This is a genomic window from Streptomyces sp. IBSNAI002, from assembly GCF_052244475.1.
In the GTDB taxonomy this organism is placed as follows: Bacteria; Actinomycetota; Actinomycetes; order Streptomycetales; family Streptomycetaceae; genus Streptomyces.
The window spans coordinates 7,417,298-7,439,609 of sequence record NZ_JBQPXG010000002.1; the positions used below are offsets into that span (position 1 = coordinate 7,417,298).

4 protein-coding genes (1 of these 4 only partly in view) are annotated in these 22,312 nt (G+C 75.6%); all 4 read left to right on the forward strand.

What is annotated here, in order from left to right:
* Tightly spaced (each overlapping or abutting the next), the 4 genes in view from ACTVZO_RS34485 to ACTVZO_RS34500 form a layout consistent with a single transcriptional unit that may run on beyond the window.
* A protein-coding gene (locus ACTVZO_RS34485) for an SDR family NAD(P)-dependent oxidoreductase (protein WP_443302066.1) crosses the window boundary here: on the forward strand, window positions 1–19,755 show its 3' portion. Its footprint begins 963 nt before the window's first position; the window shows 19,755 of its 20,718 coding nt (coding positions 964–20,718); its start codon lies beyond the left edge, outside the window; its stop codon occupies window positions 19,753–19,755.
* Window positions 19,752–20,753, forward strand: coding sequence for an LnmK family bifunctional acyltransferase/decarboxylase (locus tag ACTVZO_RS34490; protein ID WP_443302067.1), 1,002 nt, complete (start codon window positions 19,752–19,754; stop codon window positions 20,751–20,753). Before ACTVZO_RS34485 ends, ACTVZO_RS34490 begins: the two co-directional genes overlap by 4 nt.
* Window positions 20,750–21,082 (forward strand): acyl carrier protein, encoded by a 333-nt coding sequence (locus tag ACTVZO_RS34495; protein ID WP_443302068.1) that lies wholly within the window; start codon window positions 20,750–20,752, stop codon window positions 21,080–21,082. Before ACTVZO_RS34490 ends, ACTVZO_RS34495 begins: the two co-directional genes overlap by 4 nt.
* A complete protein-coding gene (locus ACTVZO_RS34500; RefSeq protein ID WP_443302069.1) occupies window positions 21,079–22,311 on the forward strand; it encodes a hydroxymethylglutaryl-CoA synthase family protein in 1,233 nt (410 codons plus the stop codon). The genes ACTVZO_RS34495 and ACTVZO_RS34500 overlap by 4 nt, the downstream gene beginning before the upstream one ends.
* Window position 22,312 lies beyond the last annotated feature (1 nt).

Sequence of the window (22,312 nt, forward strand, 5' to 3'; positions counted from 1 at the left end):
TCGGGCGCGGGCGCGGGCCGCGGTGCCGACCCCGTCGCGGTGTACGCGGCGCACGTGCGCCGACTGGTCGGCGAGGCGCTCGGCCTGGACCCTGCCGAGGTCGGCAGCGGTACGGGCTTCTACGAACTCGGTCTGGACTCCGCCGACTTGGTACGCATCAGCGGACTCCTGGAGGAGACGGTGGGCAGCCCGCTCTACCCCACCCTCCTCTTCGAGTTCACCGACATCGACAGCCTCGCCGCCCACCTCGCCGAGACCCACCCCGAAGCCGTGGCCCCCGCCCCCGCCCCGTCCGGGCCCCCCGCTGAGGCCACCCCCGCACCGGGGCCGGCCGCGGCCGCATCCGCAGCCGAGGCCGAAGCCGTTGCTTCGGGGCCCGCGGCCACCGCCCTGTTCCGGCCGCGGTGGTACCCGGCACCCGTCCCGGCCCGTACCCGGCCGGACGGCGCGCCCGGCGACCTCGTCCTCTTCGCACCGGACGGCGAACCGGACGGCCTGGGCGCCGAGCTCGCCGACCTGGCGCAGGGTGCCACGGTCGTCCGGGTCGGCCCGGGCCCGGTGTTCGAGCAGGCAGGAGCCGCCGGCTACCGCCTCGACGCGGCCGATCCCGCGCAGCTGGACCTGCTCTGGTCGGTGCTCGACGCCCGGGGTGTCCGTCCGACGGCCGTGGTCGTCCCGGCCGCCCCGGCCGGGGTCGGCGCGCCCGACGCGCCGGCCCGTACCGTGCTGCGCCTCGCCCGGTCCGTACTCGCCCGCCAGGCAACGGCGAGCGCGGGCGCCACCGCACCGGCGGTGCTCTTCGTGCACCCCGCCCCGGACGGCGGGGGAGCCCCCGAGCACCTGGCGGTCGGGGCACTGGCCCGGTGCGTCACGGCCGAGGCCCCCGCGCTCGTCTGCCGCGCGGTCGGCGTCGACCGCTGGACGGCCGGCGCCGTCGCGGCCGCCGTCCTCGTCGAACTCGCGGCCGGGGAAGCCGCCGACGGCCCGCAGTCCCGGCACCTCGCGGGCCGCCGGGAACAGCGGGGCCTGGCCCCTCACCCGACCCTCCACGCCACCAGCGGCACCCACCCGGAGGCGTCGGCCCCGGCGCTCAAGCGGCACGGCGTGTACGTCGTGACCGGCGGAGGCGGGGCCCTCGCGAGCGTCCTCGCGACCCACCTCGCCGAGCGGTACTCCGCGCGGATCGTGCTGATCGGCCGCCGCCCGATGGGTCCCGAACTCGCCGCCCGCGCCGACGACTGGCAGTCCCTCGGCGCCGAGGTCGCGTACCTGACGGCCGACGTCACCCGACTCGCGGACGTGGAGGCGGCCCTCGCCCTGGCCCGCGAGCGGTTCGGCCCGATCGACGGCGTGTTCCACAACGCCGGGGTCACCGCGGACTCCCTGTTCCGCAACAAACGGGACGACGCGCCCACGGCCGTGATCCTGCCGAAGGCCCTCGGCGCCGCGCACCTCGACCGCGCGACGGCAGGGGACCCGCTCGACCTGTTCGTGCTGTACTCCTCGCTCTCCGCGTCCCAGGCCACCCCGGGCCAGAGCGACTACGCCTTCGCCAACGCCTGGCTGGAGCACTTCGCCGAGGCCCGCGCCGGCCGCGCGGACGCGCCGGGGCGCACCCACGCCATCGGCTGGCCGATGTGGGCCGAGGGCGGCATGCGGCTCAGCCCGGCCGCGGTCGAGCACTCACGCCGGACCAGGGGGACCTGGCCGATGCCGACCCCCGACGGGCTGGAGCTGCTGGAGCGCGTCCTGACCGGCCCCGACGGGGTGTCGGTGGCGGTGTACGGCACCCCGGACCGCATCGCACGGCCCTTCGCGGCCGCGGACACGGCCCCGGCCCCGGCCTCGGCCCCGGCCCCGGCCTCGGCCCCGGCCCCGGCCTCGGCCCCGGCCTCGACCTCGACCTCGACCCCGGCTTCGTTCCGCGCGGCCCCCGTACGCGGTCCAGAGACGGACGCCGTGGCGATCATCGGCCTCGCTGGCGCGTACCCGCAGGCCCCGGACCTCGACGTCTTCTGGCGCAACCTGGCCGAGGGCAGGGACAGCATCACGACCGTCCCCGGGGAACGCTGGGACCACAGCGGCTACTTCGCCCCCGAACGCGGCCGTCCCGGCTCCACGTACAGCAGATGGGGCGGCTTCCTCGACGGCGTGGACCTCTTCGACCGGGAGTTCTTCGGCATCTCACGGCGCGACGCCGAGCGGATGGACCCGCAGGAACGCCTCTTCCTCACCACCTGCTGGCGCGCCCTGGAGGACGCCGGCCGCCCCGCGCACACCCTGTCGGGCGAGACCGTCGGCGTCTTCGCGGGCGTCATGTGGAACCACTACCAGCTCTTCCAGGACCAGGGCGTCGCGCCGACCGCCATGCACGCGGCCGTCCCGAACCGGGTCTCGTACGCCTTCGGCCTGACCGGACCGAGCATGGCCGTGGACACCGCCTGCTCGTCCTCCCTGACCGCGATCCACCTCGCGGTGGAGAGCCTGCGCCGCGGAGAGAGCAGCCTGGCCCTGGCGGGCGGGGTGAACGTCACCGTCCACCCGCAGAAGTACCTCCAGCTCGCTCAGGGGCAGTTCCTCTCCGACGACGGCCGCTGCCGGAGCTTCGGCGCCGGCGCCACCGGCTACGTACCGGGGGAGGGCGTCGGCGCGGTACTGCTCAAGCCGCTGCGCCAGGCGCTCGCGGACGGCGACCACGTGCACGGCGTCATCCGGGCGTCGGCCGTCAACCACAGCGGGCGCACCAGCGGGTTCACCGTCCCGAGCCCGGACTCGCAGGCCGCGCTGATCCGGACGGCACTGAACCGCTCCGGCGTCGAACCGCGCACGATCGGCTACATCGAGGCCCACGGCACGGGCACCTCGCTCGGCGACCCCGTGGAGATCGAGGGGCTCCGGCAGGCGTTCGCCGGCGCCGGCGCGGCGGCGGAAAGCTGCGCGGTCGGATCGGTCAAGTCCAACATCGGGCACCTGGAGAGCGCCGCGGGCATCGCGGGCCTGACCAAGGTGCTGCTGCAACTGCGGCACGGCCGGCTCGTACCGTCCCTGCACTCCCGCGAGCTCAACCCGCACCTCGACCTGGCCGGTTCACCCCTGCGCATCCAGCGCCGGGCCGAGGAGTGGCCCCGGCCTGCCGACGGCTCGCCCCGCCGGGCCGGGATCAGCGCCTTCGGCGCGGGGGGCGCGGGCGCGCACCTGGTGGTGGAGGAGCACGACGGGGCCCCGGCCCCCCGGGCGGTGCGCGGCGACGGGGGGCCGCTGCTCTTCGTCCTGTCGGCGCCGGACGCCGCCGCGCTGCGCGGGTACGCCCGTTCCGTACGGGCTCATCTCGACGCCGCGTCCGGCCCGGCCGACGCGGCCCGTACGGCTCCCGGCGACGCGGACCGCACCGCGACGCTCGTCCGGCTGGCCGCCGGGCTGCTCGGCGTCGGCGAGGACCAGGTCGATCCGGACGCCTGGCTGGGCGATCTCGGCCTGGACCCGTCCAGCCTGCTGGAGCTGGCCCGGCGGATCGGGGAGGAACTGGGCTGCGAGGTACCGCCGGACGCGCTCGCGCCGGACGGTTCGCTGCGGCGCATCGCCAAGCTGGCTGCGGCCGGCGGGCCCGCGCCGGGTGCCGGGCCCGATCCGTCCGACCTCGCCTTCACGCTCCAGGTCGGCCGCACCGCGCGGCCCCACCGGCTGGCCGTCGTCGTGGACGGCCCGGCCGGCGCGCTCGACCGCCTGCGGGGGGCGCTCGACGCCTTCCTGGCGGACGGGGCGCCGGAGGACGCGGTCGCCGGGTACGTCACGGGCGGCCCGGACGGGCGGACCGCGTCCGGTGAGGCCGGGCGGCCCTCGCCGGAGGATTGCGCCGAGCTCTTCCGGCAGGGCCGGCTGCGGGAGCTGGCCGCCGCCTGGGCGGCGGGCGCCGACGTGCGCTGGCACGAGGTCCACGCGGGAGCCGGACGGGACGGTCGGGACGGACAGGACGGTCGGGACGGCGGGCGGGCAGGTCGGCGGATCCCGCTGCCCACGCACCCGCTGACCGAGGAGCGCTGTTGGCTCGGGCAGTGGCGGGGCGGGCCCAAGGTGCCGGTCGCCGCCGAGGACGGCGGGGGAGAGGCGGAGCGCGTGCGGGGCACAGCGAGTGGTGCGGAAGCGGCACCGGGCCGGTACGAGGACGGGCCGGCGGTCGAACTGCGGATCCTCGACCCGGGCATCGCGCTGGTCGTCATGCGGACCGCCAGCAACATGTTCACCGAGGAGACCGTGGGCGGTCTGGAGGCGGCCTTCGCGGAGCTGAGCGCGGACGAGAAGGTCAAGGCCGTGGTGCTGACGGGCGCCGGGCCCGCGTTCAGCATGGGCGGCACGCCCGAGGCCCTGGAGCAGCTCGCGGGGGGCCAGGGCAGCTTCACCGACGTGCCGTTCCTCTACGAGGGGCTGCTGTCCTGCGACCGCCCGGTGATCGCGGCACTGTCCGGGCACGCGTCCGGGGGCGGCCTGATGTTCGGCCTGCACGCCGACATGGTCCTGATGGCGCGCGAGGGGATGTACGCGGCCAGCTTCCTGAAGTACGGGTTCACGCCGGGCATGGGCGCGACGTACGTCCTGGAGCGGAGGTTCGGGCGGTCGCTGGCGACCGAGATGTTCTACACCGGCAGGCCGTTCAGCGGCGCGGAGCTGGAGCGGCGCGGCGGGCAGGTCACGTTCCTGCCGCGCGATGAGGTGCTGCCGGCCGCGCTGGACCTGGCCCGCACGATCGCGTCCCAGCCGGCCGCGCCGGTCCGCGCCCTCAAGCGCGAGCTGGCGGGCCGCACCCTGCCCGAACTGACCACGGCGGTCAACCGCGAGGCCGACCTCCACCGCGTGGTCCTGGGCCAGGACTCCCTCACCCGGGTCCACACCCACACAGCCAAAGTCCACGCCTACACCCACCCAACCCCCCAGCCCGAGCCCCCGGCACCGCACGCCGGCCCAACAGCGGCCGTGGCGCAGGTCCCGGCCGCACCCGCGGCATCCGCTCCGGCCTCGGCTTACGGCCCGGTCCCGCACCCCGGCCCGGACCCGGTCTCCGGCTTGGCACCCGCCAACGCCTCGGCCTCGGGCCCCGCTCCGCACCCCGGCCCGGCCGCCGCCGTGGCGCAGGTCCCGGCCGCACCCGCGGCATCCGCTCCGGCCCCGGCGTACGGCGCGGACCCGGGCCCGGCCGCACCCGCGGCATCCGCTCCGGCCTCGGCTTACGGCCCGGTCCCGCACCCCGGCCCGGACCCGGTCTCCGGCTTGGCACCCGCCAACGCCTCGGCCTCGGGCCCCGCTCCGCACCCCGGCCCGGCCGCCGCCGTGGCGCAGGTCCCGGCCGCACCCGCGACACCCGCTCCGGCCCCGGAGCCGACGGTGGCACCCGCCGTGCCCTCGACCTCGGTCTCCGGTTCGGCTTCGGCTTCCGGCCCGGGCACTGCCTCGGGCGGCGCGCCGCAGGCGGGTGCTGCCGTGGGGCCGGAGCGGGACGTCGTCGTCGGTGTGGTGATGGAGACGCTCTGCGGGCACCTGTACCTCGACCGCAACGAGATCGACCCCCAGCTCACCTTCAGCGAGATGGGCGTCGACTCGCTCGGCGCGGTGGAGATCGTCCGCGACCTCAACCAGCACTTCGGCCTCGACCTCGACTCGGTGGCCGTCTATGACCACCCGACCCTCGACCGGCTCGCCGACTTCGTCGACGCGGAGTCCGCCCGTGGCCGCGCCCTGCACGCCGCCGCCGTCCTCCCGTACGCCCCGCCCACCCCACCCGCCACCGAAGCCCCGTACGCTCCGATGGCCGCCGGGGCTCCGCACGCCGCACCGGTCGCAGCCGAGGCTCCGTACACCCCGCCCGCCGTCGCAGAGGCCGCGCACGCCGCGCCTGCCGACGCCAGGGTTTCGTACACCCCGCCCCCGCCCGCGCCCGCGCCCGCGCCCGCCCCCGCGCCCGCCGCCGTCCCGCCCGTCGTGGCCGAGGCTTCGGGTGGGGGCGTGCCGGACGCGGTCCCACAGGCGCCGGTCGGCCGGTCCGGTGACGGGCCATCACCGGACCGGGCGGCCGGTTCACCGCCGCCGCTGTCGATCCGCCCCGCCGGCCCCGGCGGCCGGCCCGTGACCCTGGCCCCGGTCGCCCCGGCCCCAGCGGCAGCCCCGGCCCCGGCCCCCGCCCCCGCCGCAGGCACAGGCACAGGCGGCATCGCCGTCATCGGCGTGTCCGGCCGCTTCCCCGACGCCCCCGACCTGCCCGCCTTCTGGTCCAACCTGATCACCGGCCGCAGCAGCGTCCGCGAAGTACCCGCCGAGCGCTGGGACATCGCCGCGCACTACGACCCAGACCGCCGCGCCGAAGGCCGTACCTACAGCAAGTGGGCCGCGCTGCTCGACGACGTGGACCTGTTCGACGCGGCCTTCTTCCACCTCTCGCCGATGGAAGCCGAGCAGATGGACCCGCAGCAGCGCCTCTTCCTCCAGGAGGCCTGGTCGGCCCTGGAGGACGCGGGCTACGCCGTGCCCGGCCCCGAGCGGGCGAGCTGCGGCGTGTTCGTCGGCTCCGGCGCGGGTGACTACCTGCGGCTGCTGGAGGCGAACGGCCAGGACGGCACCGGCCAGGCCTTCCTCGGCAACTCGCCGTCCATCCTGGCGGCCAGGATCGCCTACCACCTCAACCTCGGCGGCCCGGCCGTCGCGATCGACACCGCCTGCTCCTCGTCGCTGGTGGCCGTGCACGAGGCCGTCGCCGCGATCAGGGCCGGCGAATGCGAGACGGCCGTCGCCGGCGGCGTCGCGGTCATGCTGACGCCCCGGATGCACGTGTGGACCAGCAGTACGGGCATGCTCTCGCCCACCGGCCGCTGCGCGCCCTTCGACGCGTCGGCCGACGGCATCGTCCTCGGCGAGGGCGTCGGCGCGGTGGTGCTCAAATCCCTGGACCGCGCGCTGGCCGACGGCGACACCGTGTACGCGGTGATCAAGGCCACCGGCACCAACAGCGACGGCCGGACCAACGGCATCACCGCGCCCAGCGCCGATTCCCAGGCGGCGCTGCTGACGGACGTCTACCGGCGGGCCGGACTCAGCCCCGACGAGGTCGGGTACGTGGAGGCGCACGGCACCGGGACGGTGCTCGGCGACCCGATCGAGGTGAAGGCCCTCACCCAGGTCTTCGGCGACCGCGTCGAGTCGGCCGGCGCCTGCCACCTGGGCTCGGTCAAGTCCAACATCGGGCACACCACCCTGGCTTCGGGCATCGCGGGCTTCCTCAAGGTCGTACTCGGTCTGCGGGCCGGGCAGATCCCGCCGTCGCTCAACTTCACCACGCCCAACCCGAAGATCGACTTCGAGGGCGGGCCGTTCCGGGTCGCCACCGCGCCGACGCCGTGGGAGCCCGGGCCGTCCGGCGTCCGGGTCGGGGCGGTGAGCAGCTTCGGGTTCAGCGGGACCAACGCGCACGTGGTGCTGGCCGAGGCCCCGCCCCGGACCGGCTCCGCCGCCGGGCCGTCCGACGAGGCCGTCGTCCTGCCCCTCTCGGCCCGTACGGCGGTCGCCCTGAACCAGCGGGTGCGGCAGCTGGCCGGACGGCTGACGGACCGGCACGACCTGGGCGACACCGCCCGTACGCTCGCCGTGTCCCGCGCGCACTTCCCCGTACGGGCCGCCTTCGTGGTCCGAGACATCGCCGAACTGCGCGCACAGGCGGAGGAGTTCCTCACCGGCGGCCGACCGGCCGCGGACGGCCACGGCGAGCGGCTGCGACGGCTCGCGGAGGACTACCTGGCGGGCCGGGAGGTCGACTGGACCGCCGCGCACGCGGGCCGCCCGCGCCGCAACGTCCCCCTGCCCACCTACCCCTTCGCCCGCACCAGCCACTGGGTCGCGCCCACGGCCCCGCCGTCCCCGGCGACCACACCCACGGCCGCCACTGCACGGCCCGCCGTGCCCGCCACCGTCGCCGCAGCAGCCGTCCGCGGTCCTGCCGTGACCGCCGTGACCGCCGTGTCCGCCGTGTCCGCCGCCGTCCCGTCCCCGGACCATCCGCTGCTGGTCTGCCGCCCGGCCTGGTACGAGGACGCCGCACCGGCCGACGACCGGCCGCCGGCCGGCGACGCGGGCCGGCGGGTCGGGCTGGCCTACGCCGAGGGAGACGGCCCGCTCGCCGACGCCCTCGCCGAACTGCACGCCCACGACGAGGTGGTCCGCATCCCGCTGGGCGGGGCCACCCCCGCCCCCGGCCCGTTCGACCTGCTCTACGTCCTCGCCGGCCGCGAGGGTGCCGTACCGGAACTCGCCGACACCGCGCCCACCGGCGACCCGGTGACCCTGACGGTCTTCTACCTGCTCAAGCAACTGCTCCGGTTCGGCCAGGCGGCCAGGCCGCTCTCCGTGACCTTCGTCGTGCACGGAGTTCTGCCGGTCATCGAGCAGGACCGGCCGCAGCCGCACGGTGCCGGACTGGTCGGGCTGTCCCGGACGGTGGCGGCCGAGTACCCGCTCTGGCGGGTGGGCTGCGTGGACATCGACCCGGTGGGCGTCGCGGCCGACCCGGCCCGCGCGGCCCGCCGGATCGCCTCCGAGAACGCTCGGCACGGCCCGCACGCCACACAGGCCCCGCACCCCGTGGTGGCCCTGCGAGACGGGCGCCGGTACCTGCGGCGCTTCGAACCCGTCACGGGGCGGCCCACCGGGCCCGCCCCGCGCGACGGCGGCGTCTATCTGGTGGTCGGCGGTTCCGGAGGCCTGGGCCGGGCCGTGAGCGAACGCCTCGCGGCCGTGCACGGCGCCCGGCTCGTCTGGCTCGGCCGCAGGCCCGGCGACGACCCGCAGGTGCTGGCGGGCACGGCCGAGATCGGCCGGCTCGGCGGCGAGGTCCGCTACGTCCGCGGGGACGTCACCGACGCCGGGGCAGTGCGGGCCGCGGTGGCCGAGGCCCGGCGGGCCTTCGGCGCCCTGCACGGAGTACTGCACGCCGCCGGCGAACTGCGCGACGTACCGCTCGCCCGGATGACGGAGGCGGACTTCACGCGCGTGCTCGCCGCGAAGGCGGTCGGTGTCAAGGTGCTGCTCGACGCGCTCGCGGCCGAACGGCCCGACTTCTGTGTCCTGTTCTCCTCCGCGGCCTCCTTCGTCGCCTCGCCCGGACAGGCCAACTACGCCGCGGCCGCCACCCTGGAGGACGCCCACGCCTGGCAGGCCCGGAGCCACTGCGCCTTCCCGGTGTCGGTGGTGAACTGGGGCTTCTGGGGGACCGTCGGCGCGGTGTCGCACGAGCGCTACCACCGCTCGTTCGCGGCCCTCGGTGTCGGCTCGATCGAGCCGGCGGAGGGCGTCGCGGCCCTGCGGACCGCACTGTCCAGCGGCGCCGGGCAGGTGCTCGTCATCAAGGCCGACCCGAACCGCCTGGCCGAACACGGCATGCCGCTCACCCCCGGCCCGGTTCCGGCCCGGCCCACCCCCGAAGCCCTGCCCGTCGCCACCACCCCCGCCGTACCGGACACGGATCTGGAGCGGCAGGCCCGCGACTACCTCAAGCGCGTCTTCGCCGGACTGCTCAAGTGCGGCGAGGACGAACTCACGGACCGGGAGACGCTGGAGAACTTCGGGGTCGATTCGCTGCTCGGCGCCGAGATCGTCGAGTTGCTCTCCGCCGACCTGGGCGAGCTCCCGGCGACCCTGCTCTTCGAGCACGCGACGATCGAACGGCTCGCCGCCCACCTCCTCGAGGTCCGCGGCGAGCGCCTCACCGCCCTCCTCACGCGCGGAGCGGAAACCCCGGCGGATACTCCCGCGGAGGCCCCGTCGGGCCAGGACGCGGCGCCCACGGCCGTGGCGCCGGCGCCGGCCCCGCACCCGGCCGCCGACGAGGCGCGCGACATCGCGGTGGTCGGCGTCACCGGCCGCTATCCGGGTGCGCCCGACCTCGACGCCTTCGCCCGGAACCTTGCCGCGGGGGTCAGCTCCGTGACCGAGGTGCCCGCGGACCGCTGGGACTGGCGGGAGTACTTCGATCCCCGCCGCGGCCGGCAGAACCGCAGCTACGGCAGGTGGGCGGGCTTCCTGGACGGCATCGACGGGTTCGATCCCCAGCTGTTCGGCATCCTGCCGCGCGAGGCGGCCGCCATCGACCCGCAGGAGCGGCTGTTCCTGGAGACCTGCTGGAACCTCCTGGAGGAGACCGGCTACCTCGGCGAGCACACCAGGGTGCCGGAGACCGGTGTCTTCGCCGGTCTGATGTACGGCTCGTACGGGCAGCTCGCCGCGGCCTCCGGCTGGCCCCGGGGCGAGTTCGGGGCGGCGCACTCCGCCTACTGGTCGGTGGCCAACCGGGCCAGCTACGTCTTCGACCTGACCGGGCCCAGCTTCGCCGTCGACTCGGCGTGCTCGTCCTCGCTCACCGCCGTGCACCTGGCCTGCGAGAGCCTGCGCCGGGGCGAGTGCCGGATGGCCATCGCGGGCGGGGTCAACCTCATCCTCCACCCGGCCCACCTGGTCGCCCTGTCCGCCCGCGGCATGCTCGCGAGCGGTGACGCCTGCCGGACCTTCGACGCGGACGCGGACGGTTACGTTCCCGGTGAGGGCGTGGGCGCCGTCCTGCTCAAGCCGCTGGCCGAGGCACGGGCGGACGGCGACCGGATCTGGGCCGTCATCAAGGCGAGCCGGTCCAACGCGGGGGGCAAGACCAGCGGTTACACGGTTCCGAACCCCAACGCTCAAGCATCACTGGTGGCCCGGACGCTGGAGGAGGCCGGGGTGGATCCGCGCACCGTCGGTTACGTGGAGGCCCACGGCACCGGCACCGCACTGGGCGACCCGATCGAAGTCGCGGCCCTCACCCGGGCCTTCGGGTCCGGCGCGGACACGGGGCGGGGCCCGGACCGGGACCGCCCGCCGGTCACGATCGGCTCGGTGAAGGCCAACGTCGGCCACCTGGAGGGCGCGGCGGGCATCGCCGGACTGACCAAGGTGCTGCTCCAGCTCAGGGACGGCATGCTGTACCCGAGCGCGAACCTGGACCGGATCAATCCGAAGATCGAATTCGCCGCGTCGCCGTTCCGCCCGCTGACCGAGGCGGCCCCGTGGCCGCGGCCCGAGCGGCAGTTCGAGGGGCAGGCGGCCGGGTACCCGCGCAGGGCGGGGGTCAGCTCGTTCGGCGCGGGCGGGGCCAACGTCCACCTGGTGCTGGAGGAGTACCTCGACGCGGACGCTCCGGCGGACGCCGGGGCCGCGCCCGAGGACCACGACGAGGTGTTCCTGCTGACCGCGCGCACGGGGGAACGGCTGGCCGTGCTCGCCGCGCGCGTCGCGGAGCACCTGGACGCGGGCGCACGCTCCGCCGGCGCCACCGGCCCGTCGCTTCGCTCGCTCGCCTGGACCAGCCAGACCGGGCGTCGGGAGCTGACCGAGCGGCTGGCCGTGGTGGCCGGCAGCGTAGCGGCCCTCGCCGAGGGCCTGCGGGCCTTCGCCGAGGGGCGGCAGGCCCCCGGGGTCCACACCGGCACCGCCGCCCGCACCGGCGTTCCGCGCCCCGAGGCCGGCGACCGGGCCGCGGCAGCCCGGGCCTGGACCGCCGGGGCAGAGGTGGACTGGCCGCTCCTGTGGTCCGGCCCCCGGCCGCGGCGCGCCGCCTTCCCGACCTACCCCTTCGACCGCGCCCGCTACTGGCTCGCCGAGCCGGCAGACGCACCGGGCACACACGACACACACGACACACACGACACACACGACGCACAGGGCGTAGAGGGCGCACAGGGCGCGCGAGAACGGACCGGACAGCACGCCGGGCCGGGCGCCGAAGACTCGGCGGATCCGAACGCCGCGCACCACGCAACGCCCGACACCGAGCACCCCGCCCGGCAGTCCGGCCCGCTGCCGTCGGCCGCCCCGGCTCCGGAGGAGGCGGCCCTGGTCCGGTTCGCCCGCCCGGCCTGGGAGAACGCCCCCGAACCGGTCGCGGCCCCCGGCGTCCCCGGGCCGCGCCTCGCACTGGTCGCCGCCGAGGGGCCGGGGCTGGCCGAGGCCCTGGCCGAGCGACTTGCCTCGGCCGGAGTGCGGGCCGTCGTCCTGACCCCGGGGCCGGACTTCGCCCGGACCGAGGACGGCGGCTACCGGCTGGCGCCCGCAGACCGCGAGCAGTGCGCGCGCCTCGTCGCGGACCTCGCCGGGCGCGGCCTGGACCCGGACTCCTTGATCTTCTGCGCCCCCGAGAGCCCGGCCGGCCAGGGCAGCGACGACCTGCCCGGCAGCCTGGACCGGGGGTTCCACTCCCTGGTCGGCCTCACCACCGCCCTGCTCGCCCGGCCGGGTGCCCCGAGCGACCTGCGAGTGGTCTACGGGTTCACCGCCCCCACCCCCTCCTCGCGCCCCTATGACGCGGCGGTCGGTGCCGCGCTGCGCAGCATGGCCCTGGAACACAGCCGACTGGGCGCCGCCCGCGTCGCCTTCGAGGGCGCCGACGCGCTCGCGCCACCGCGCGCACGGGCCGCCCGGCTGGTCGCGGAGCTGGCCGGGTGCCGGCCGGGAGCCGCCGGCGAGGTCCGCCACCGCAACGGCGAGCGCCAGGTCAGGGTGCTGCTGGACTTCGTCCCCGCGCACACCGCGGAGCTGCGGCCGCAGCCGGACGGCGTCTACCTGATCACCGGCGGGGCCGGGCCGCTCGGCCTGCACACCGCCCGGCTCCTGACCTCCCGCGAGCGGGTGACCGTACTCCTGGTGGGCCGCTCCGAACTGGACGCCCGGCGCCGGACCATGGTGGACGAACTGGACCGCGGCCCGGGCACCGTCAGGTACCTGCGCGCCGACGTCTCGGACGCCGGCGAGGCCCACCGGCTGGTCGCCGACGCCGTCGCGCGGTACGGCCCGCTGCGCGGTGTCGTGCACGCCGCCGGCCTCACCCGCGACTCCCGCGCGGTGGCCAAGAGCCGGGCGGACCTCGACGCCGTGCTCGCCCCGAAGACGGCCGGGGTGCTCGCGCTCGACGAAGCGACCATCGGCCAGCCCCTCGACTTCTTCGTCCTCTACTCCTCCGTGGTGGCCTACAGCGGCAACCCGGGCCAGCTCGACTACGCCTATGCCAACGCCTTCTTGGACGAGTTCGCCGAGCAGCGTGCCCAGCGGCACGCGGCCGGCCTGCGGGCCGGGCGCACCGTGTCGATCGCCTGGCCGCTGTGGGAGGACGGCGGCATGAGCGTGGACGAGGCGACCCGCGAACTCCTCGCGCGCCGCTGGGACATGGCGCCGATGAGCACGGCCAACGGTCTGCGGGCGCTGGATCTGGCCGCAGGCGGTCAGGAGGTACGGGTCACGGTCGTCCAGCGTTCGGCCCGGTCGGCCGAACCCGTCGCCGAGACGGTCGCCGGGGGAGCGCTGCCCGCTCCGGCCATGGCCGCCGACGAGCCGCCGATGGCCGAGGTGGAGGGCGAACTCCGTTCGATGGCAGCAGAGTTCTTGCTGGTCGATCCGCACGAGGTGGACCTGGACGCCCAGTTGCTCGAGCTCGGTTTCGACTCCATCACGCTGACCGAACTCATCAACCAGGTCAACGAGTTCTACGGTCTGGACCTGCTGCCGACCGTCCTCTTCGAATGCCCCGACCTGGCCTCGTTCGCCGCGCACCTGGTCCGCCATCACCCCGCGGAAGTCTCGGCACGGCACCGCGCCACGCCCATATCCGTATCCGTATCCGTATCCGCACCCGAGCCGGAGCCGGAGCCGGATCCGGAGCCCGAGCCGGAGCCGGAGCTCGCGGCCTCGGCCGGCCCCCGGCCGTTCACGGTCGCGGTCGTCGGCATGGCGGCCGTGATGCCCGGCTCCGCCGGCACCGCGGAGTTCTGGGACCACCTGATGGCCGGGCAGGACCTGGTGACGGGAGTGCCGCAGGACCGTACGGACCTCGCCGGGGCCCCCGGCGCCGCCGCGTTCCGCGGTGCCTTCCTGGCCGACGTGAGCCGGTTCGACGCCCGCTTCTTCGGCATCGCCCCGCGCGAGGCCGCCCTGATGGACCCCCAGCAGAGGCTGTTCCTGGAAACCGCCTGGCGGGCCGTCTGGGACGCCGGCCACCGTCCCGCGGACCTCGCGGGGACGGCGACGGGCCTGTTCGCCGGTGTCTCCACCTCCGACTACGCCGACCTGCTCGGCAGGGACGCGGCCCCCGTCGAGGCGCACAGCGCCAGCGGAGTCGCGCACGCCATCCTCGCCAACCGGGTCTCGTACCTGATGGACCTGCGCGGCCCCAGCGAGTCCGTGGACACCGCCTGTTCGAGTTCGCTCGTGGCCATCCACCGCGCGGTCGGCGCCCTGGCGGCGGGGGAGTGCGAGCAGGCCCTGGTCGGCGGGGTCAACGTGCTGCTCAGCCCGGCGCTGTTCAGCTCCTTCCAGCAGTCCGGGATGCTCAGCGCTGACGGCCGCTGCAAGACCTTCGACGCGGCCGCGGACGGCTACGTCCGCGGCGAGGGATGCGGGGTGGTCCTGCTCAAGCCGCTCGACCGCGCGCTCGCCGACGGTGACCACGTCTACGGCGTCGTCACCGGGACGGCGGTCGGCCACGGCGGCCGTGCCGCCTCGCTGACCGCACCCAACCCCGAAGCGCAGGCCCGGGTCCTGGTACGGGCGCACCGCGCGGCCGGCACCGACCCGGACCTCCTGACCTACCTGGAGGCGCACGGCACCGGCACGACCCTCGGCGACCCGGTGGAGATCGAGGGCGTCAAGCAGGCCCTGGCGGCCCTGTACGCCGACCGGGGACGGGAGTTGCCCGACCGGCCGCACATCGCGATCGGATCGGTGAAGACCAACATCGGCCACCTGGAGGCGGCGGCGGGCATCGCCGGGGTGCTCAAGGTGCTGCTTGGCATGGAACACGGCCAGCTCCCGCCCCACCTCCACCTGGACACGCTCAACCCGCACATCCGGCTGGCCGGCACGCCGCTGCGCATCCTCGACGGGAAGCCGGCCCCGTGGGACGCCCCGGCCGGCCCGGACGGCGTACCGGTCCGGCGCGCCGGCGTGAGCTCGTTCGGCTTCGGCGGCACCAACGCCCACGTGGTGCTGGAGTCGTACCCGCGCGAGCCCGCCCCCGTGGACGACGGCAGCCCGCGCCTGGTGGCGCTCTCCGCTCCCTCCGCAGCCCAACTGGACGCGTACGCGGCACTGTTGGCCGATCACGTGGAACGGCGTGAACCGCTCCTCGCGGAGGTCGCCCGTACCGTGCAGACGGGGCGCGAGGAGTGGCCGGAGCGCCTCGCCCTGGTGGTGCGCGACCGCGACGAGCTCGTCCGCGGACTCCGCGCGGCGGCCGGGGGCGGCCGTCCTCCCGGCGCCCACCGGGGCACGGCCCGCCGGGGAGCCCCGGCCGCCGAGCAGTACGGGGACGCCGACGGGCTCGCGCGGGCCTGGACCGAGGGCTCCGCGGTCGACTGGAGCCGCCTGTGGGAGGGGCCGCTGCCGCGCCGCACCCCGCTGCCCGCCGTCCCCTTCGCCGGAGTCCGCCACTGGTTCGCGCCCGGCGGCACACCGAAACCGAGCCTGGAGGCCACCATCGAACCGTCACCGTCCTCGCCGTCGTCGCCCGCCCGGGAGCGGGTGAAACTGGCCCCGCTCGCCGCCGGACCCGAGGCCCCGGCCGGGCAGCCCGCCCCGGCGCGGACCCAGACCCAGCCGCAGACCCAGCCGCAGACCCAGCCGCAGACCCAGCCCCAGACCCAGACCCAGACCCAGCCCCAGACCCAGCTCCGGACCCCGGCTCAGGCTCCCGCTCCGGCCGTCGAGCCGAAGCCCGTTGCCGTCACCCCCGCCGCCGCCCCCGGTGTCCCGCTGGACGAGGTCCGGCGGACCGTCACCTCGCTGCTCGCCGACATCCTCGGGACGCCGGAGGAGGAGCTGCCCGCCGATCAGTCCTTCGGTGAGCTGGGGCTGGACTCGATCTTCCGGATGGACCTGGTCCGGCTGCTCAACGAGACGTACGGCCTGGACCTCAAGGCGGTCGAGCTCTACGAACAGGACTCCGTCGACCGGCTGAGCGCCTCCGTCGCCGCCGCCCTCGACGGCCTCCCCGGGCAGGCGGGCCACCAGCTGCCCCCCGTACGCACACAGCCCCCGGCACCGGAGCCGCCCGAGCATCCGACGGCCACTCCCGCCCCCGCCCCCGTGCCCGCCGCAGCCACGGGACCCGCAGCCGCCGCCCCCACCGGGGCCGGCGACCTGACCGCACCACAGCTCGCGCGCTTCATCGAGGAGACGGCCGAGCGCCCGGTTGCGGCCGGCGCGAGCTTCGCCGACCAGGGTTTCACCTCCTTCGACATGCTCAGGGTCGTCTCGGCCCTGGAGCGACGCTTCGGACCGCAGCGCAAGTCGCTGCTCTTCGACCACCCCACGGTGGGCGCGCTGGCCGGCCACCTGGCCTCGGTGCACGGAGCCGGCGCCGTCGACCTGCCGTCCCGCCCGGAGCCCGGAACGGCGGCCCCCGACCTGGCGGCCGAGCCGACCGCGGCGGCCGGTCCGGCCGTCGTGCGCAAGCGCGAGCTGGCGACCCACCCGGAGATCGCCGCGGTGATCGCCGAGCTCGACCGCCGGCACGCCAAGGAGGGCGGCCTGCCCGGCCGGGACATCGCTCCGATGATCTTCCTCGGCTCGGCCCGCGACGCCTACTTCAACTTCTCCCAGCGGGACGGCTCGCTGCTGGCCTGGAGCTACGTCGGGTCGCGGGAGGACCTCCCGCGGCTCACCGCCGAGTACACCGAACACGCCGAGCGCCACGGCCTCAAGCCCAACCTGCTCTCCATGATCCGCCTCGAGGAGGCCGGCGGGCGCCCGTACTCGGCCACACCCTTCGGTGTGGTCCAACGGATCGAGGGGATAGGCGAGTTCACTCTGACGGGCCCCCGGATGAGGCGGCTGCGGTACATGGTGCAGCGCTTCGAGCGGATGCCCGGAGCCGAGGTGACCGAGTACCTCGTCGGGTCCGATCCGGCCACCGACACCGCGATCGCCGGGCTCATCGACGACTGGTGCGCCACCAAGGACATGGTCAATCCGTACGTGTTCACCGTGCGCGACGAGATCAGCCGCGGCCTGCTCGCGGAGCGCCACCGGATGTTCCTGACGTACGCCGCGCACGAGCTGCGCAGCGCGGTCATCGTCACCCGGATCCCCTCCGAGCACGGCTACCTGCTGGACCTGGAGTTCTACTCCGACCAGACGCCGATGGGGGGCCTGGAGTTCACCATCGTACGGATCGTGCAGCTGCTCGCCTCGGAGGGCATCACGATGTTCAGCTTCGGGGCCAGCCTGGGCGTGCGGCTGTGCGCCTCGGAGAACGCCGACCCGGCGGCGGAACAGGCGCTGGCCGAGCTCCGGTCCACCGGGGTGTTCACCGGTGAGGGCAACTTCCGTTTCAAGAACAAGTTCCGGCCCGTCAATCTGCCGGTGTACCTGTGCAGGCCGTCCGACGGGGAGCCCACCGACGTCGGCGAGCTCATCTTGATGATCGCCAACCCCGAGGTGTCGGCGGCCAGGCCCCCGGCCGCGGCCTCCGCCCGCCGTCCCGCCCGGCCGAAGCCGACCGCGACGCCCGGGCCCGCCTCCCCGTCCCCCGCCGCACCCCGCCCCGTACGGCCGGACGCCCCGGATGCCGCCGTCCGGGAGCGCCGCCTGGCCGGGCACGGGTACAACCCGCTGCTGCTCGCCTCCGCCGAGGCCGACTTCGACCTCGTCACCGACTCCTGGACCGAACTCGACACCGCGTACGTGGCCGAGGGAGTGGCCGCCCTGCGCGCACAGGCCGGCACCCGCACCGGACCGGCTGACGACCTGGCGGGCCTGCTGCCCTTCCGGTACGTCGTGCCGACCCTGCGGGGCCGCTCCGCCGAGGCGCTGCTCTGCCGGGCCTGGCCCGGCCGGCGGGGCCTCGTGGCGCAGAACGAGCTCTTCCCGACCTGGGCGCTGAACCAGGCCGAGCACGGCTTCGCACCGCTGCCGGTCCGGGCGGCCGGAACTCCGGACGGGCCGCCGCTGTTCCGGGGGGACCTGGACGCCGACGACCTCGACCGGGCGCTCGCCGCCCACCCCGGCACGGTCTCCTTCGTCTGCGTCGAGACGAGCACCAACGCGCTGGGCGGGCTCCCGCTGTCGCTGGCGAACCTGCGCCGGATCAGGGCCGTGGCGGACGCCCACCGGGTGGCGCTGGTGCTGGACGCGACCCGGGTACTGGAGAACGCGGCCTTCGTGGCCGAACACGAGGACGGCGAGCGGGGCCGCAAGGTGTGGGAGGTCGCCGAGGAGATCCTCGGCCTCGCCACCGCCGTGACCCTCGGCCTGTCCAAGGACCACGGCATCGACCTCGGCGGCATCGTCGCCACCGACGACAGCGCGCTGGCCGGGCTGCTGCACGAGGACGTCATGCGGCGCGGCCGGGAGCCGGGCGTCGCCCAGCGCCGGCTGATCGCCGCGGCCCTCGCCGACCGCGAGCGCTCCGCCGCGCTGGTGGCCGGGCGGATGGAGGCGGTCCGCGTGCTCCGGCAGGTACTGGCCGACGCCGGGCTGCCGGTCCGGGAGGCCGGCGGCCACTGCGTGCTGCTCGATGCGGCCCTGCTGCCCGGGGCCGACGGGGCCGCGCACCCGGTGGCCGACCAGCTGGCCTGGATCTACCGCCACACCGGGGTCCGCGCCGCCCCGCACCTGTCCGCCGCCCCGGACGCCACCGCGCTGATCAGGCTGGCCGTCCCGGTCGGCCTGGGGGCCGACCGGGCGGCCGAGGCCGGCCGCCGGGTGGCCGCCCTGTACCGCGACGGCGGCCCGGCCCCCGAGCTCGTACCGGTCGACGCGCGGGACGCCGCCGAGCACCCGGCGACCGCCGTCTACCACCCGGCCGCCGCCATCCCCGCCGACGTACGGGCCGCGATGGACGAGGGCCACCAGCCGCTGAACGAGAACCTCGCGGTCCTGCGCGAGTACCAGCCGGACGTCCACAGGCACCTGGTCGCGCTCAGCGAGGGCGACGTGGAGGTGTTCACCGCCGGCGAGGGCACCCCCCTGGTCCTGTTGCACCCCTTCAACATCGGCGCGGGCTTCTTCGGCCCGCAGTTCGCCGGACTGGCCGGCCGCCACCGGGTGATCAGCGTGCACCACTCGGGCGTCGGATCGACGACGGCCGCCGCCGACCTGTCCGTGGAGGGCCTGGCCGACCTGCTGCGCCGTACCCTCGACGCCCTGGACGTCCGGGGCCCGGTGCACCTCGGCGGCGCCTCGTTCGGGGCGCTGCCCGCGATGTCCTTCGCGCTGCGCCATCCGCGCGAGGCCGCCTCGCTCACCCTGATCGGCGGGTCCTACAAGGTGGGCAACCGGCAGGGCGAGATGAACCGCCTCGCGCTCGTCGCCCGCGAGGACTTCGACCACCTGCTCGCCGAGCCCGGAACCGAGCCGGTCGCCGCGCACCGGCAGCGGTACGAGGAGCTGCTGCTGCGCTGCGAGAGCCTGAACGCCCAGATCGGGCTGCGCTACCTCGACGAGTTCGACGCCTCCCCGAACCTGCTGCCGAAGCTGGCCGGTCTGGCCGTGCCCTCGCTGATCGTGCACGGCCGGCACGACACGGTGGTCCCGCTGAAGACCGGCCACCTGCTGCACGGCACCCTGCCCGACGTCCGCTACCGCGAGTTCGAGGACGCGGGCCACTTCCCCAGCCTCACCGCCGCCGGGCGCTTCAACGAGGTGCTCGCCGACTTCCTGGCCGCGGTCGACGCGGCCGGCCGACCGGAGGCCACCCGATGACACCCGCCGCCACGCCGGCCGTGGACCCCGCACCGACCCCCGGAGCGGCACCCGCCTTCCAGGTGCTCGACCCCGGCACCGTCCGCCGCAGGGTGACCGTCTCGCCCGCCATGTGCGGCCACAACTCGCTCTTCCTCGGCCAGATCGGCGACTGGACCTGGGAGACGGTGGGAGCCCTCTGCGACACCGACGTCCTCGCGGCCAAGAACGCCGAGGGCAGCCCCGCGTACCTCGCCTTCTTCTACTACCGGGTGCGCGGCAGCCGCGAGTTCCATCTGCGCAGTCCCACCTTCGGCGACGAACTCGACGTACTGTCGCGGTCGTTCGACTTCGGCAGCGAATCGGTGCTGACCGTCCACCGGATCTCCTCGACCACCGCGGCCGCCGCCCCGCCGGAGCCCTGGGACCCGGCCGCCTTCCACCGCGGTCCGGCCCCCGGCTGCCTGCACGTGGAGAACTTCAACCGCTGGGTCAGCCGCCGCGAGGCCGACAGCAACCGGGGCCTGATGGCCGCCTCGCCGCCGGACTTCCACCACACCCGGCTGCCGGCCCTGCCCGAGGAGTACTCACCGCGGCCGGTCTACGGCCGCGCCCGGTCGCTGCTGACCTTCTGCGAGGACCCCGGCAAGGAGTACCGCACCGTCGCCGAGGGCTTCACCACCCGCTACGGCATCGACATCACACGCGACCTCAACGGGGTCGGACTCGTCTACTTCGCGTCCTACTTCTCCTTCGTCGACCAGGCCGTGCTGCGGCAGTGGCGCGAACTGGGCCGCGGCGACCGGGCGTTCCTGCGCCGGCGGATCGTCGACCAGCAGCTGTGCTACGTCGGCAACGCGGACCCCGACAGCGAGTTCGAGATCGGTGTCACCGTCCGGGCCGCGCGGGCCGACGCCGGTGAGGAGATCGTCGACGTCGTGGTGCGCGACGCGCACAGCACGGACCTGATAGCCGTCAGCACCCAGCGGGTGCTGTGGGACCCCGAGGAGGCACGGTGACCGGCGTGGAGCACGACGTCGATGGCGCGGGCGGCGCGGCCGGCGGGCCCGGCGCGGACGGCGCCCGGCGTACGACGGACGCGGCCGCCCGGGCCAGGGCCGAGCAGGCCCTGCGCGAGGTGATCCGCGGCATCCTGCCCGCCCTGCCCCCGGAGGAGATCACCGGGGACAAGCACCTGCGGGACCTGGGCGCCGACTCGGTGGACCGGGTCGAGATCATCCTGGGCGTCACCCGGCGCCTCGGCATCGACGAGCCCATGTCGAACTTCAGCGCCGTCCCGGACATCGACGGCCTCATCGACCACCTGAGCCGGAGGCGGTCGGCGTGATCGGGATCGAAGCCCTCAACGTGTACGCCGGCCTGGCCGGCATCGCCCTGCCCGAACTGTTCGACGGTCGCGGCCTGGACCCGGCCCGGCTCGGCAACCTGATGATGGAGCGCCGCTCGGTCGGGCTGCCCTTCGAGGACCCGGTGACCAACGCCGTCAACAGCGCCAAGGCACTGGTCGACGCACTGGACCCGGACGAGCGCGGCCGCATCGAACTGCTCGTCACCTCCACCGAGTCCGGGGTGGACTACAGCAAGTCGGTGGCCTCCTACGTCCACGAGTACCTCGGACTCTCCCGCAGCTGCCGGGTGATGGAGGCCAAACAGGCCTGCTACGCGGCGACCGGCGCGGTCCAGCTGGCCGCCGGCTACCTCGCCTCCGGCCGCGCGCCGGGGGCCAAGGCGCTGGTCATCGCCACCGACGTGGCCGTGGTCGACGAGTACGCCGAGTACGCGGAGGCCGCCACCGGCCACGGCGCGGCGGCCGTCCTGCTGGGCGACGACCCACGGATCATGACCATCGACCCGGGTGCCTACGGCCTGTACAGCTACGAGACCCTGGACTCCGCCCGGCCGCTGCCCACCCTCGACATCGCCGACGCCGACCGCTCCCTGTTCGCCTACCTCGACTGCCTCTCCCACAGCTTCGCCGACTACGCGGACCGGGTGGAAGGCGCGGATTTCACCGCCACCTTCGACCGGCTGGTGATGCACACCCCGTTCGCCGGTCTGGTCCGGGCCGGCCACCGCAAGATGATGCGCGAGCACGGCGAGGCGGGGCCGGCCGCGATCGACGCCGACTTCGGCCGCCGCGTCGCACCCTCGCTGGCCTACCCCCGGGTGGTCGGCAACCTCTGCTCCGGATCGCTCTACCTCGCGCTCGCCTCCACCATCGACACCGCGCCCTGCGACCGGCCCGAGCGCGTCGGCCTGTTCGCGTACGGCTCCGGCTGCGCCTCCGAGTTCCTCAGCGGTGTGATCACCCCCGAATCCGGGCGGGCGCTCGCCGCGCTGCGCATCGGGGAGCGGCTGGCGGCCCGGCGCGACATCGGCTTCGACGAGTACACCCGGCTGCTGAAGGAGACCCGCGCCTGCCTCGTCCCCGAGCGCGAGCGCCGGATCCGGACCGAGGACTGGTCCGACTACCTCGACCACGCCGGCCGGCCGCCGGGCGAGCTGCTCGTGCTCACCGGCGTCGAGGACTACCACCGGCGCTACGCCTGGCGCTGAC

What these genes read in the sequence shown, in the direction of transcription:
- ACTVZO_RS34490 (WP_443302067.1), top strand. Translation starts at nt 19,752, where the DNA reads ATGACACCCGCCGCCACGCCGGCCGTGGACCCCGCACCGACCCCCGGA.